Source organism: Alphaproteobacteria bacterium (assembly GCA_018667735.1).
Lineage (GTDB): Bacteria > Pseudomonadota > Alphaproteobacteria > Rickettsiales > JABIRX01 > JABIRX01.
Genome location: JABIRX010000001.1, coordinates 18,981 through 33,135 on the forward strand (window position 1 = coordinate 18,981; position 14,155 = coordinate 33,135).

Sequence of the window (14,155 nt, forward strand, 5' to 3'; positions counted from 1 at the left end):
AAATGTTGAGTAAGAAGTCGGAGGGTATTATGTGGGCAATTATTAGTTCCTTTTGGATCTCAATAATGCTTTGTTTAGTTAGATATATATCTGAATATTATAACGCATATATTATAGTATTTTGGCGTTTGTTTTTTTCCCTATTATTAATGTTACCATGGTTAATTAGAAGTGGTTTTCATGTCTTAAAAACTTCAAAATTAAAATTATTTTTTTTTCGCGCTGTAATTGGTATAATTGCTATGCTAATTTGGTTTTATGCTTTAGTTAGATTACCTTTACCCCAAGCAACATCACTTAGTTTTACTGGCCCTATTTTTACTACTATTGCAGCAATAATATTTCTCAAAGAAAGACCTGGAATATATAGAATATCAGCTATTTTGGTAGGTTTTACAGGTGTCTTAATAATTGTAAGACCTGGTTTTATTGATTTTAATTTGGCAACTATATTAGTCTTAATATCTACTTCATTATGGGCAATAGCTGCTATTATTATTAAAAAATTATCTGCAACAGAGCAGCCAAAATTAATTACATTTTATATGGCATCAATGATGATGCCAATAGCTCTAATTTTCGCTGTATTTAACTGGCAAATAATAGAGCTAAATCATGTTATATGGTTATTGTTAATTGGTTTAACCTCTAATTTTGCTCATAATGCACTGTCTAAATCTTTATCACTTGCAGATGTAACTGCAATTATGCCATATGATTTTATTAGATTAGTTTTTGTCGGGATTTTTGCGTATATTTTATTTAATGATCAAACAAATATTTATGATATTTTAGGCTCTTTGGTCATCATAACTAGTAATATTTATATATCTTATCGTGAAAATAAACTTAAGAAATTAGATTTAGCAAAGGTTAAAAAGATTAAGAGTTTAATTTCAAATTAGTTAAAAAAGCTAATTTAAATCATTAGCCGTACAAATGTTTGAATTTGTTATAAGTTCTAAACGAAGCATTTGTAGCTCTAGTAATTTCTGTCGCATAAGTAATTTTTTTTTTAGTATAATATCTATTAAGACTTAAAAGCTAGCTATCGCAAATTATTAAACTGATTAAATTATTTAATTTATTGAAAGCAAAATCTTTAAAAAACTAGCAGGAGAATTAACTATTAAGTTAGTAATGCTATGAGCAGCCAAAGCTAGAAAATAATTTAAGAGAATAGCCTTAAAGAAAGTTTTGTGCTAATTAAAAACTAGCTAAAAACTCATCTAAATTATCTGGTTGTTCGATATTAAATATGTTTAAATCAGGTTCTATTCTTCTAACTAGACCAGTTAAAACCTTACCTGAACCAATTTCGATAATATCAGTTACACCTAGATTTTTAAGTTCTGTTACGGTTTCACGCCATCTAACTTTAGAAGTTACTTGTTTTACTAACAATTCTTTAATATTAGTAGAATTCTGCTCTGCTTTAGCGGTTACATTAGCAATAATTGGTATTAAAGGTTGGTTAATTGTGATATGCTGCAGAGCTTTAGCCACTTTATCACCAGCTTCTCTGACTAATTCAGAATGAAAGGCACCACTTACTGGTAGTGGAATTATTTTTTTAGCTCCAAATTCTTTACCAAGCAATATGGCACGGTCAATTGCGGTTTTATGCCCACTAATTACTATTTGTCCTAAAGAATTGTCATTTGCGATTTGGCAAACTTCATGTTTAGCCGCTTGTTTTACAATTTTTTCAGCAGTTTCAAAGTCAGTACCGATAATAGCCGCCATTGCACCTTGAGTTTTATCACCAGCATCACGCATAGCCTCACCCCTTACTTTGAGGATTTTAGCTGTATCTGCAACAGATAAAGCATTAGCAGCAGCTAGAGCAGAATATTCTCCCAAAGAATGGCCAGCTGCATAAGTTGCTATTTCATTTATGTCCTTTTTAGCTGCGATTAATAAGGTTTTTAAAATAGCGATGGATACAGCCATTAATGCTGGCTGCGTATTTTCGGTTTTAGTTAATTCTGTAATTTCACCTGAAAAAATTAATTCGGATAAATTTTGTTCTAAAACATCATCAATTTCTTGGAATACTTCTTTTGCTGAAGCAAAGTTATCGTAAAAATTCTTACCCATGCCAATTTTTTGAGATCCTTGACCAGGAAAAATAAAGGCTATTTTTTTTGTCATTTTATATAGTTTTAGTTTACTGATAAAATATTCAAATTAGTTAAATTTACAAGAAATATGTAATTGTGATTTTTGTTAAGTTTATAAAAAGTAAATTTCACACAGGTAATTATAGTTTTTATATTTGAACCAAAATGGCTTGTGTGTCACTTAAAAATATGCTATAATATGTTTTGTTAACTTAGAAATACGGATTAGATGAACAGTTTTACTAGAATAATTATCATGACATGTTGTTTTTTGTTTCTTGGCTCTTGTGTCAGAGAAATGTGGAGCATGCCCAAATCATGGAATTGGGGTTTTAGACCAAGGCCTTATATGGCAAGAGGTTTGCCTGATGGTGATGATGATTATTCATATGGTTTTAGAGATGGTTGCAAATCAGTACTTTCCTCAGTAGGAGAGGGAGGAGTTAGAAGTATAAAATCAGTTTATGATGGCTGGTTACTTACTTCAAATTCATTTTATGCGTCTGGCTTTGTTGATGGTGAGGAGCATTGTACATATATTTACGATTGGGAAATCACTTAAGTTGAGATTTATATGAGAAAAAAAAGTTTTTTAATAATAATATTTTATATAGTTTTCTTATCTGGTTGTAACAAGACTTTGGATTTCCTATCTAAATCAGCTATTTTAGATATGACTCCTCCACCCGGACCACCTGAGTTTCAGGCTGCTTATGTTGATGGCTGTTCTTTAGCACTGAATGAAAATCAACATAATATTATAGCAATGAACAGAAAGGGTTTATATAAACATCCAGTTTTTAATAATAAATCAAACTTATATCGTAGAATGTGGCGTAATGCCTACATTTATTGTGGTTTGTGGGTGCCATATTTAGCCTCAAAAATGAAAGCTTCAATTTTTATGCCAAGTTTTAGGTTAAATATAAAAGCAATGCCTGGTACGATTAAAAAGAATTTAATAGAAGGTGCTCCTCCTGGACCAAAAAACTTTAGAATTGGTTGGAGACATGGTTGTGATACTGGCAAAGCTGCAACAGGTAGATCTAAACATAAATTAGTTTACAAATTTTTCAAAGATGCAAGATATATTCAAGGTGATGGCTTTGAACCCAAATATGATAAGGGCTGGGAGACAGGTTTCTGGTATTGTCAGCGTTATTATGATGTTTTAGAATCACCACAAAGAAGACAGATGCTATAGATTTATGATAAAATTAAAATTATTTAGACTATTATTAATTATCTCTTTAGGCATGGAAATATCATGCTCAAAATATATCATTACGCCATCACAAATTAAGTTACCTGAATATGGTTCAAGACAAATGTTGGAAGGTATTAGAGACGGATGTGATTCTGGGCACTCTTCGAGAGGAAATACTTTATATAGGAATTTTTTTACTTTTACACAAAATCCAGAATTGATATCTGATGATGAGTATTATGACTCGTGGTATAGAGGTTATATTTATTGCTTCCACATAGTAAATAGAAATGCTTTTGGTTCAATTGATAGCTTCTTAGAACCAGAACATAGTTGGTTTTGGGCTAAAGGTAGTTATAACCATGGTAGTGTAACTGCCTGGAGTTTAGATAGTGGCGTAGATATAAAATTAAATGCATCACTTAAATTTATAGGTGAGGGGGAAAATTGGTGGAATAATATGTTCAAAGGTTGTAAGGGTATTTATCAATGTTAAATAAAATTATTAGGCTGACAATATTATTAATTTTAACACAACAAATAGTTGCGTGTGATCCAACCAGAAATAATATTTTTGCTCCAAATAAAAGATTATTAAAAAAATATCCTAAAAATGCAGGTTATTTTCCGGACTATAAGCAAGGTTGGTTGGATGGTTGTGAAACAGGTATGGCAACTGGTTTTGCAAATGATTATTATAAATTATTTTACAAATTTCAAAAAGATAGAGAGATGGTTAAAAAAGGAGTTAAGCCATATTTAAGAGCATGGTCATCTGCAATGATCTATTGTCGTCATTTTGTTACTGCCACATTAAAAGAGGCGCAAATGACACCTAAATTACCAGGTCAAGGATTTTCATTACCTCTAGGTGGTGATAAAGGGGATGGAGACTTACCTGCAGCTGGTCACGGTATTTTAAATGTTTGGGATCTTAAAAATCAGGGTGCTATAGGTTTATCTAAATGGTAAAATAGTAACATATATTTTGTTGAGAAATATTTAGTTAACTAATAAAAATAGCTACTGACTTTTGTATGTTATTAAAACTTTAATAACATCTAAGTGAAATAAAATTACCAGAGTAAAAGACTTTGTTAAGCTATCCATAGTTATAATCTATTTTTATATGTTATACATTTATAAGGATGGTTTTATTTAATTAGTTTTGCTCTAGAAATTTTACATTAGAATTTCAGGACTAGCTATTGCTAATTCAAAATTCTAAGGTGTAATTTATGGAGGAAAAATTGCAGAAGAAAATTAGTTTTATAGATGGGATTTGGTATCTACCACATCTCATTTATAAGGATGGTTTTATTTAATTAGTTTTGCTCTAGAAATTTTACATTAGAATTTCAGGACTAGCTATTGCTAATTCAAAATTCTAAGGTGTAATTTATGGAGGAAAAATTGTAGAAGAAAATTAGTTTTATAGATGGGATTTGGTAGATATTACTTTTTTATTTTACTAAACCCCAAAACTTTATTAATAACTGTAAATATAGCCAAGCTAAAGTGGGCTATTGCAGAGTTTCTCACTAATATTTGGCGTAATATATAATTTTTTATTATTTCAAAACTGTTGATAGGCAAAATATGCTGCTAATTAAGGAGCTAATTTGATTTGTTTAGCATAGCAAATAAAGATGGGTAATGGTAATTATTCAATAAGTTTTAATATTTTAAATATTATAGGGTGGGGGATTAAAAATTATTTTATAATAAGATAAACTTATCTTATTTGAAAAATGGTGGGCCAAGTAGGACTTGAACCTACGACCCCAACGTTATGAGCGTCGTGCTCTAACCAACTGAGCTATTGGCCCCACATGAATGTTATATAAAGATAGTTTCTTACCTTTGCAAGAATTTTTTCTTTAAATTCAAAAAATAATCATTTGTATTAGCACCAATCATCAGTAATGCTGGGGTTAGAAACAAAGTTAAAATAGTCGCAAAAGCAAGTCCACCAGCGATAGTAGTAGATAATTGTTGCCACCATTGACTAGATGGAGAGTTAAAATATATATCTCTAGTAAAGAAATTAATATTCATACTAAAAATCATAGGTATTAAACCAAGTATTGTGGTAATTGATGTTAATAAGATAGGCCTAAATCTAGATTTAGCACTGTTAATAATGGCTTCTTTGGTTTTGTAACCATTATTTTGTAATTTTACAAAGCTATCAATAAAAATAATATTATTATTAACTACAATTCCAGCTAAAGATATTATACCCACACCGCACATTACAATACCAAAAGCACTATCAGTTAATAATAAACCAGTTAAAACACCCACAGTTGATAGATAAGCAGCGCTTATAATAATTATCATTTTGTAAATAGAGTTAAATTGTATAATTAAAATTAAGGCCATTGCAACTAAAGCCAAGCCAAAGGCTTTTTGCAAAAAAGCACCAGTTTCTTTACTATCTTCATCTTCACCGCGAAACTTGTAACTAACCTGCTTGCTTAAATTTTCTTTAATCCAGTTGTCAATAAGCTTAACTCCATCATTTGCTAAGAGTTTTTTTGCCATATTAGTTTTGATATAAACAACTTTTTTACCATCAGAACGATCAACTTTTTGAATCTCTTGGCGTGGCGATTTAGTAATAAAATTACTAATTGGCACGGCATCACCATTGGTTAAAATAGCCTTTAAAGTTTCAAATTGAGATAAATTTCGATACTCCTCAGGAAATCTAACTATTATATCAATTTCCTCATCACTATCATCTGGTCTATAGCTTGTTGCAGGCAGACCATTTGTGACTAACTTAATATAACTGCCAACTTCTTGAATAGATAAACCAGATTGCTCAGCTAATTCTCGGTCAATGTCAAACTTCCATTCAATAGAAGGTATTTGAGTAGAGTCATCAATATCAATAAAATTATTATTTTTTCTTAAAAAATTAGTAAGTTCCTTTGCCTGCTTTTCAAGCATGATGCTATCAGTTGCATATAGTTCGATTTGTATATCTTTACCACTAGAGGGACCTTTTTTTTCTGCCATAGTTTCTATAACTAAACCATAATATTTTTCTTCTAAAATATTTTTTATTTTAGCTAAAATCTCATTAGCACTTTCCCGGTAACGCCAGTTAGTAAATTCTAATTGCATTGTTGCAATAGTATCTGCTGGTGCATTATTACCCTTCCGCGAAGAGTTACCCTTTCCCGTTCTGCTATATAATATATTAATACCAGCTCTATTTTCCAACATTAACCTTTCTAGATCTTTTATAATGTTATCTTTTTCATAAATAGATAAATTACCCCTTGCTCTAATGTTAATGGTAGCATTATCAGGCTCAATTTTTGGAAAAAACTCAACCCCCTTGCCAAATTTAGCAAAAGAAAAAATAGATATGATAAGAAAAATGAAAATTATAAAAGTGAATCTTATAGGTTTATCAAGTACTTTTGTTACTAATATTTCATATTTGCTTATTAGTTTTTTTCCAACAACTGACTTGATATCAGCATCTCTATCACGCCCAAAATAAGAGCCAATCACTGGTACAAAAATTAAGGCCACAATTAAAGAAGAGGAGAGTGTAATTATTAAAGTTGATGGTATAAAAAACATAAATTGTCCAACAACACCCGGCCAGAATAATAGAGGTAAAAATACAATTAAAGTAGTAATAGTAGAAATAATAATAGGTATTTTCATTCTATTAACTGCTGCAATATAAGCATTTTTACTCGAGTGACCAAGCTTCATTTTACGATCTGCATACTCAGTTATTACTATTGCCGAATCAACAATCAGTCCTACCGACAAAATTAATGAAAATAATACAACGATATTTAGAGTGAAGCCCAGCTGATCTAATATTAAAATTGAAATAACAAAAACTCCAGGAATAGATAATGCAACAAGGAAAGCTGGTTTTAGCCCGACTGTAATTAGTAAGATTACTAAAACTAAAATTATTGCTAAGATAATATTATTTTGTAAATCTTCATTAGAAGTTATAATTCTCATCGATGAATCTTGAGAATATATAATTTCTATTTCATCTGTAAAAAAAGAGCTTTTACTATCAACTAATTTTTTTACCATAGCCACAGTTTCTATAACATTTTTTCCTGAGCGTTTAGAAATCTCTAAAGTAATTGCATTCTCACCATTTAATCTAGCAATAGACTCTAATGGCTTATTACCTCTTCTAATTTGCGCAATATCGGATAATTTAACCACTCTATCCGCATTAGAGACCACTGGTATATTTGCAATATCAGAAAAATTTTCTAATAATCCTGGTATTTTTATGGCATAACGGCTTGAAGACGAAATTAATGCACCAGCTGTTACTAATTGATTATTATTAATTAATTTCTGAATAATGTCAGTCGATAATTGATAAGATTCTAGCTTGATTGGATCAATGATAATCTCAACCGTTTCTTCTAAGTCCCCAGCTATATTAACATTTAAGATGTTAGGTAATTCTTCTATAGTATCGCGCAATTTTCGCGCTATATTTGCAAGTAATCTTTGGTTAATATTGCCCTTTAAGGTCAAATTTAAAATAGGAAATTCACTAAAAATAACTTCTTTTAAAATTGGTTCATCAATATCTTGGGGCAAGTTTGCTCTAGCAAAATCTAGTTTTTCTCTAACATTATCCATTGCAAGATTATTGTCAAAGCCAGCCTCAAACTCTAATATTATTGAAGCTATGCCTTCAATGGCATAAGAAGAAGTTTTTTTAAGACCTTCAATTGACTTTAGTTCCTTTTCTACTGGTTTTAGTAATAGATTTTCTCCATCCTCGGGCGATATGCCTTCATAATGAATGGTCACAAAAACTAAAGGTATTCTAACATCAGGATATTCTTCTCGTGCAATGTTATTATAAGTTTTAAAACCTATTATAATTAAGATAAAGAAAAGAAATATTAGCGCTTTTCTTCGATCTATTATTGTTTTAATTGCGCTCATCTCTTCTAACTAATACTTGATCACCATTTCTAACAAAGCCATGCCCTATGGTAATTATTTCTATAACATCAGGTAAGTCAGTGAGCCAAATATATTCACCTTCTTCACCAATTATAGTAGCTGGCAAAAACTCAACGAGATTATTGTGGTTGATTATTTTAACCCCAATATTACCATTATCATCTAGGCTTAGTGCAGAGCTGCTTATTTTATGCGCTTTAATTTTTTTTAAAGTAAAACTCAGCTCTACAGTCATACCATCTTTTATTAGATTGTCGTTATTTTCTACTAAAACCTCAATTTTATAGGTTTTGGTAATAGCATCTGAGGTAGCAGAAATATAATTTAAGATAGCCTGCTTTTTTAAACCGCTAAAAAATTCAACTTCGATTTTTTCAATTAAATTAACATCAGAAATTAACTTCTCAGCCAGAAAACCATGTACTAATATTTTATTGTCATTTACCAAAGTGGCCATCTCAGTTCTATAACCTTCTATAATTTCACCAGTTTCTATATTTATCTCTTCTATTTTTCCATCAAACGCTGCTAAAATTTCAGTATTGTCTAATTTTATTTTAGCCGATTCTAGCTTAGCTTCTGCTGCTTTAAAATCTGCCTGATGATTTGCTAAAATGGTTTTTGCTGATAAACCTTTTTTATATAATTCTTTAGTAGTCTTTAGCGTGGTTTTTTTGCTGCTATAATGCGCTTTGGCTTCTGCATATTCGGCTTTATATTGTTTTGGCTCAAGCGTAAAAATTACTTCCCCAGCTTTAACAATATCACCTTCATTTTTGTAAATATTATTTACCTTACCATTAATTTCTGACTTTAAGGAAATAATCTTATGAGCTTTGGCACTTCCATATATTTTATATTTTTTTTGATGGTTGGTTATAGCAGAAATATTTGTAGTAACACTGTTAATTACTTTGCTTTCTATAGGCATAGCTTGAGGTGGAGTTCGTTTTTTTAGCAAACCAGAGCTAATCCATAAAGAAGAAGTTATAATGATTATTAAAGCAAGATAATGTGATTTTTTAGAGAATTTTAGCATAATATTAAAATCTTTCGGAAAGCCATATTGCAGTTTTAGAACCTGTTTTGATGAGTTTTGCAAAAACTCCATAAAGAGGCGCTTCTAAAGCTTTTTCTTCAATGGCTATTTCTTTGTGGTGCGCCTCATCTGCTTGAAATTTCGTGATAGAATTTTTTAATTCACCTTCAGCTAATTCATCTAATTGCTTTTGATAATGACTTTCAATTACAGTTTCAACCGCAGCAGTACAGGCCATAGCCATTTTGTCACCAAGTAAGGCTGTAACAGCGCCAAGCCCATAACCAGCTACATGCCAAAATGGTAATAAAATAGTGGGTCTTATATGATCTGTTTTTATTTTATTTTCAAAATATTCTAAATGCTCTAATTCATGTTCTAGCATTTCTTTAATTTGCATTTTCATTGCTGGGTTTTTTATGAAGTCTATCTGACCTTCATAGATTCTTTTAGCACCATATTCACCAGCGTGATCAACTCTAATAATGTTATGTATATGTGTTTTATCTAGCATATCTTAATTTTAAAATATTTGCTGTTTTATGCAACAAATGAATAAAATTAATTAATCTTTATCAAATAAATAACTAATAACACATGCTTGTTTTTCCGTTGAGCTAAGATTATAATCTGCTCCATTAAGCGAAGTGCGATATGCTGAGCAATCAGAACTGTTACTCAAATTATCTCCTGTTACCGCATAGATTCTACCTTTATTTGCAATGGAATCATCTATCTTAGAATCTATAGATTTTGCAGATAAAACTGAAATAACACCTTTATACTCTATAGTATCTATTACACTAGATAACAATATTTTGTTGTTAATATCACTAAAAATAGCGCTGTTATCAATGTAATAAATGCTGTTATCAAACTCTCCTAAAGGACTATTACTTAAATTAGCATTGCCACCAGTGCCACTATAATTACCTGCTAGTAATTCTGCTAAGTTTAAGTGTTGCCATATTCTTAAATTCTCTCTTTCATAATCACTGCTCGCACTAGATTCAATAAATCCATCACCATCACCATTGCAATAATCTGCACTTGCAGCACAATCTGTGGAAAAGAAATTATAAGCTTGGTTAAAATCTCCTGGATATTTAGTGAATTTCTCATAAAATTGGTCAATTACAATTTCATAATTATATATATTATTTATAATATTTCGATTTTCAGCTTGCTCTAATATTGATTTGCTGGCAAACACAACAGTAAAGAAACTTCCCACTATTAATAATATTATGGATAATTCAGCAAAGCTAAAAGCCTTATTGTTCTTGAAATTCATATGGATATGCAAGTAAACAACCTGTAATGGTCGAGGTTAATATATAGTCTTGGGCAGTCTCGCTGTAATAACTACCTGTGCATACTCCATTGCTATATTGAGCACCGTCAGCAGCTAAAATATTTCCAGTTCCAGCAAGACCATCATCCATTTTACTATCTATGTTTTTAGCATCTTTTGGAGTTAAGATACCGTTAAAATCAAATAAATATGAAAAAGTTAAATTGTTGCTGGCTGCATAACCATAAAAACTATATGATTGCATTGTAAATGATGAGCTATCTATAGGGCCTTTAGGACTGCTACTAGCTTTGCCTCCCATGCCAGATGAATAGTCATTTAAATAGCCAGATAAATATAAATGTTGCCAGAACCTGTTAGTCTCATCGTCATTACTATCGCTACTTGTACTTATAAGGCCGTCACCATTTCCATTGCAATAGCTTGCAACTGAGTCACAATCTGTACCAAAGAAATTATATGCGTTGCTAATATCCCCAGGTAATGCTGAATATTCTAGGTTAAAATTATGCATAGCAGACATGTAATAATTAAAATTTTTAATTACGTTGGTTAATTTACTATTATATATAATTGAACGACTTGCCGAGATAGAGGTTATAATAATAGCAATTATAGTAATAATTATGGCTAACTCGACTAAATTAAAACCATGTTTTGAATTTTTTGTCCTATAGTTTTTAGCCATTATTTCTTACTTACCATTTTATTCAACAATAATGCCCTAAATTTAAAAGGTAAAAACTTAAATAATTTCATCATTAGAATAAATAAATATGGAAATGATATTTCAAACTTGGTTTTGGTTAAAGCTTTAATAATAATTTTAGCTGCTTTATCTGCCGTGATCAAATTTGGCATGTTAAAATCATTTTTATCGGTTAATCTGGTTTTAACAAAGCCAGGATTAATTAATTGTACTTTAACATTAAAATTCATTAATTCATGATATAAGCTTTCGGTTAAGTGACTTAAAGCTGCTTTAGAAGCGCCATATATTAAAGAATTAGGCATACCAAAATATGCAGCTGAGCTAGAAATAATGCTAATTTGACTTAAGTTATTTTCTTTTGCTTCTTGCTTAAAAAAATCTAAAAAATTTAACATAGAACTAAAATTAACATTTAAGATATTATGGGCCTTATTTTGATTGTAATTTTCTAAAGACATTGGCTCATAAATTCCTGCCGCAAAAATAATGATATCTATTTTTTTGAAATTAGCTTTTACAATCTTTAATAATTCGGTAACTTGCACTTTTTTAGTTACATCACATATTTGGCTAAAATGATTACCATCTAAAGATCTGGCTAATTCTTCGATCTTATCTTTTGATCTAGCACTTAAAAATAAATTTGCCCCTAAATTAGCAAGGTTAGTAGCTAGAGCCTCTCCAATACCATAGCTAGCACCAATGATTAAGATGTTTTTTTGCTTAAAGTAATTGATGTGCATTATTTAACTTTTTGAAAAAAAATAGTTAATTTTGCAAAAGTAATACCAAATTTTTTAATTTTAGATTTATTAACTAGAATTTCATCATTAATTAAGTACATCCAATCATCAAGTGTAACTTTATATTTTGTATTTTTTTCTTTATCTACTACTAAATCTAAGACATAATTCATTTGCATTGCATTACCATATTGTGAGCCGGTAGCTATACCAATTACATCAGCTGCTTTAGCAGTGAAATTATGCTCATCGGTAAATTCGATAGTCCAAATTCTTTCACTTTCCTCACCATCATCAAAGATAAAAAATTCTTCTAATACACCTTTGCCATCTTGCCAAGTGCCAGTCATGTCAACTGTAAATCTTCGCGTAATATTACCTTTTCTATCCTCTAAAATTCCATAAGCTTTAATTTTGCCATTAAGATATTCCCTGATATCTAATTTAGGTTGATTATTTTGGTAAGTTTTAATTGCTGTACCAGCACATGAGTTAAGAAAGTTGAACATAAAAATAATATAAAAAAAGCTTTTCAATTTCATAATAAAAACAAAAAAATAATTAATCAAACTCTAGATATTTTAAAATTTTTAAATAACGACAAAGCCGCTAATAATCTAAAAATTATTGGTAAAAATATATATGAATATTTAATAAATAGATGTTGTAAATTTTCCACAGATTCTAATATACCCATAATATAAATTAAGCTACCTGATGTTAATGAAAGACTTAATTTAATTAGAAAATTAGTAATACCAAAAATAGAAGCTTCATTTTGGTTAAGTTTTTGCTCTTGAATGATATCGGTCATAATGGAATATGACAAAGTAAAATCGCCACCAAAACCAATGCCTGAAATAAAACAAATTAAAGCATATAATAATATATCACCTTGATTTACAAAAAAACAAAGAGAAAAAATAAGTATCGTAAAAAGCATGGATATTAGAAAGGTTTTAACTTTGTCACCTATTTTTTTTGATAATTTACTCCAAATAAAAACGCCAATAAATAACCCAATAAAATATAACATTAAAAACACACCAACATATTCAGCTGCATTAATAATTTTTTCAACAAAAAACATAATCAACACAGCTGGAATAGCGGCAGCTAGAGCATTATAAAAAAACATTATAAAAAATTTTCTAAGAAGCTTATTTTCAAATAGGGTAAAATAACGAAAGTTTTTATTTTCTTTACTCTCAATATTTGGCGCTTTTAGGTAAAAAAATAGTGTAAATATTAAAATTAAAACTAAATAAGTTATGCCTATAATTTTAAATGAGGTTATTTCACTATAAAACTTAAATAACAAAGCAGGAGTGACAGCTGCAACAGTTAGACCTAAAGTAAAAAATATCTCACGATAAGCGATAATTTTAGTTTTAGTATGATAATCTTTACTAAAAGAAATAGCATATGATTGATAATTAACATAAATAAAACTGTAAAAGCTGTAAGTAAATATTAAAAATACACTTAACCAAATTACAGGGTTAAAACCAAAATAAGGATTAAATAAGAAAAGAAAAGAAAGGCCAAGAAAAGGGCTTAATAACACAATTAGAAGCTTTTTCTTGCTTAAATATTTATCACTTACTATGCCAAATATAGGATCTTGAAGCGCATCAATAAATCTGGTAAAAAGCAAAATAAGACCCATTTCTTTTAATCCAATATTGAAATTATTAATATAATAATTTGGCAAATAAATATAGATGGGTAAACCAATGAATGAAATTGAAAAAGCAAGACAAGAATATGCAATTAGATTTTTATTATTTATTTTTGCCATATTTAATTTACTAAATCTTGCTGCATTTTTTTATAATGATTATGCTTATATAACCATATATCAAGAAATTTAGTTGCGTTATCTTTATTAATTATTTTTCCTGCTAATTTATTATTATAAAAAAATTGTAAGCCTTGCTTTACATTATATTTAGCTTCGAGAACATCACTCTTTAAGATATCTGGATAAATTTCAGTGAACTTATTTTTTAAATATTTTTTTTCTCTAT

General features: G+C 29.6%; 15 protein-coding genes and 1 tRNA gene. 5 read left to right on the forward strand and 11 right to left on the reverse strand.

The window, feature by feature from the left end; translation table 11 throughout:
- The first annotated feature begins 2 nt into the window (after positions 1-2).
- Positions 3-905, forward strand: coding sequence for a DMT family transporter (locus HOH73_00090; protein ID MBT5827274.1), 903 nt, complete (start codon positions 3-5; stop codon positions 903-905).
- A 301-nt stretch (positions 906-1,206) separates the two neighbouring features.
- Here the strand turns inward: HOH73_00090 and fabD are convergent, their stop codons facing one another.
- A complete protein-coding gene (fabD, locus tag HOH73_00095) occupies positions 1,207-2,154 on the reverse strand; it encodes an ACP S-malonyltransferase (protein ID MBT5827275.1) in 948 nt (315 codons plus the stop codon).
- Positions 2,155-2,352: 198 nt separating this feature from the next.
- Between fabD and HOH73_00100 the strand changes: the two genes are divergently transcribed.
- The 4 genes from HOH73_00100 to HOH73_00115 are packed head-to-tail and all read left to right on the forward strand — an operon-like array spanning position 2,353 to position 4,302.
- Entirely contained in the window at positions 2,353-2,685 is a 333-nt protein-coding gene (locus HOH73_00100; GenBank protein ID MBT5827276.1) for a hypothetical protein, read from the forward strand.
- A 12-nt stretch (positions 2,686-2,697) separates the two neighbouring features.
- Positions 2,698-3,327 carry a hypothetical protein gene (locus tag HOH73_00105; GenBank protein MBT5827277.1) on the forward strand — a complete coding sequence of 210 codons (630 nt, stop codon included), beginning with the start codon at positions 2,698-2,700 and terminating at the stop codon, positions 3,325-3,327.
- Between the two features lie 4 nt (positions 3,328-3,331).
- Entirely contained in the window at positions 3,332-3,826 is a 495-nt protein-coding gene (locus tag HOH73_00110; protein MBT5827278.1) for a hypothetical protein, read from the forward strand.
- Complete coding sequence (locus HOH73_00115; GenBank protein MBT5827279.1) at positions 3,820-4,302, forward strand: hypothetical protein; 483 nt, start codon at positions 3,820-3,822, stop codon at positions 4,300-4,302. Before HOH73_00110 ends, HOH73_00115 begins: the two co-directional genes overlap by 7 nt.
- Before the next feature lie 780 nt (positions 4,303-5,082).
- Here HOH73_00115 and HOH73_00120 read toward each other — a convergent pair.
- The 10 genes from HOH73_00120 to HOH73_00165 all read right to left on the reverse strand — a co-directional run.
- Positions 5,083-5,159: transfer RNA gene (locus HOH73_00120), tRNA-Ile, on the reverse strand.
- 28 nt (positions 5,160-5,187) lie between these two features.
- On the reverse strand, positions 5,188-8,295 hold the full coding sequence (locus tag HOH73_00125; GenBank protein ID MBT5827280.1) for an efflux RND transporter permease subunit: 3,108 nt from the start codon (positions 8,293-8,295) through the stop codon (positions 5,188-5,190).
- Complete coding sequence (locus HOH73_00130; protein MBT5827281.1) at positions 8,282-9,427, reverse strand: efflux RND transporter periplasmic adaptor subunit; 1,146 nt, start codon at positions 9,425-9,427, stop codon at positions 8,282-8,284. Before HOH73_00130 ends, HOH73_00125 begins: the two co-directional genes overlap by 14 nt.
- Entirely contained in the window at positions 9,360-9,869 is a 510-nt protein-coding gene (locus HOH73_00135; GenBank protein ID MBT5827282.1) for a demethoxyubiquinone hydroxylase family protein, read from the reverse strand. The genes HOH73_00130 and HOH73_00135 overlap by 68 nt, the downstream gene beginning before the upstream one ends.
- A 51-nt stretch (positions 9,870-9,920) precedes the next feature.
- Complete coding sequence (locus HOH73_00140) at positions 9,921-10,649, reverse strand: hypothetical protein (GenBank protein MBT5827283.1); 729 nt, start codon at positions 10,647-10,649, stop codon at positions 9,921-9,923.
- Positions 10,630-11,358, reverse strand: a complete 729-nt coding sequence (locus HOH73_00145) for a hypothetical protein (GenBank protein ID MBT5827284.1) — start codon at positions 11,356-11,358, stop codon at positions 10,630-10,632. The genes HOH73_00140 and HOH73_00145 overlap by 20 nt, the downstream gene beginning before the upstream one ends.
- A complete protein-coding gene (locus HOH73_00150) occupies positions 11,358-12,125 on the reverse strand; it encodes an SDR family NAD(P)-dependent oxidoreductase (GenBank protein ID MBT5827285.1) in 768 nt (255 codons plus the stop codon). The genes HOH73_00145 and HOH73_00150 overlap by 1 nt, the downstream gene beginning before the upstream one ends.
- On the reverse strand, positions 12,125-12,634 hold the full coding sequence (locus tag HOH73_00155; GenBank protein MBT5827286.1) for a DUF3833 domain-containing protein: 510 nt from the start codon (positions 12,632-12,634) through the stop codon (positions 12,125-12,127). The genes HOH73_00150 and HOH73_00155 overlap by 1 nt, the downstream gene beginning before the upstream one ends.
- Before the next feature lie 56 nt (positions 12,635-12,690).
- Entirely contained in the window at positions 12,691-13,926 is a 1,236-nt protein-coding gene (locus HOH73_00160) for an MFS transporter (protein MBT5827287.1), read from the reverse strand.
- Positions 13,927-13,928: 2 nt separating this feature from the next.
- A partial coding sequence (locus HOH73_00165) for a hypothetical protein (GenBank protein MBT5827288.1) occupies positions 13,929-14,155 on the reverse strand: 227 nt, incomplete at its 5' end.